General features: G+C 62.3%; 2 protein-coding genes. Both read left to right on the top strand.

Features of this window, described 5'->3' with window-relative positions:
• On the top strand, positions 1-285 hold a 285-nt coding region (locus EN925_RS37260; protein ID WP_164894732.1), incomplete at its 5' end, for a cupin domain-containing protein.
• A 3-nt stretch (positions 286-288) separates the two neighbouring features.
• Positions 289-1,011, top strand: a 723-nt coding sequence (locus tag EN925_RS37265; protein WP_128337432.1) for an extracellular solute-binding protein, incomplete at its 3' end; no start/stop codon positions are given.

Consider the following 1,011-nt stretch of genomic DNA (forward strand, 5'->3'; position numbering starts at 1 on the left):
GACGTGCCCTACACGCACGGCAACGCGAGCGAGATGTTCCTCGTGCTGCGCGGACGCGTGCAACTGACGCTCGGCGAGGAGAGCTTCACCCTCGAAGAGGGCGATAGCATCGAATATTCGACCTCGACGCCCCACCGGACGATCAATGTCGGCGATACGGTGGCCGAAGTGCTGTGGATCATTGCGCCGCCGACCAGCGGCGCCGTCGACCTCGACCAATATGTAGCCCGGAAAACGCTCGCGCCCGGCCTACCAAAATCAAACAGCGAGCCATCGGAGGGTTAGAAAATGGGAAGCAGATCAAGATTGGCCGGGTTCGTCGGCGCCGCCGCACTGGCCTTGCTTGCGGCCGCCGCTCACGCGCAGAACGCGCCGCCGGCCGGGACCGTGGTGGACGGCTCGCTGAAGGGAAAGACGCTGACCTTCGTCTCCTATGGCGGCATCTACCAGGACGGCCAGGTCGCCGCCCTCAAGGAATTCGTCGACAAGAGCGGCGTCAAGCTTTTGAATGATGGGCCGACCGAAATCGCCAAGCTCCAGGCGCAGGTCGAATCAGGCAATGTGACCTGGGATGTCGTCGATACGGACGATTTTCCGCCCTTCGTGCATTGCGGAAAACTGTTCCAGAAGCTGGATTTGACCAAGCTCGACATCTCGCACATCCCGCCCGGACAGGTCGGCGAGTGCAGCGTGCCGGCGATGAACTACGGCATGGTCCTGATGTACAAGAACGACACGTACAAGGACAATCCGCCGAAGGACTGGAAGGACTTCTTCGACACCGCGAAATTTCCCGGCACCCGCGCCATCGACGGCAGCGGCAGCCCGCTCGGCGGCCTGATCGAACAGGCCATCCTGGCAGACGGCGGCAAGGTCGACGCCATGACGCCGGCCGATATCGACAAGGGCATCGCCAAGATCAAGGCGATCGGTCCCGACACGATCTTCTGGAAGACGGGCGCAGAATCCCAGCAGCTCGCCGAATCCGGCGAGGCCGACATGATCATCATG

Origin of the sequence: Mesorhizobium sp. M7A.F.Ca.US.006.04.2.1, assembly GCF_004022915.1 — a bacterium.
In the GTDB taxonomy this organism is placed as follows: domain Bacteria; phylum Pseudomonadota; class Alphaproteobacteria; order Rhizobiales; family Rhizobiaceae; genus Mesorhizobium; species Mesorhizobium ciceri.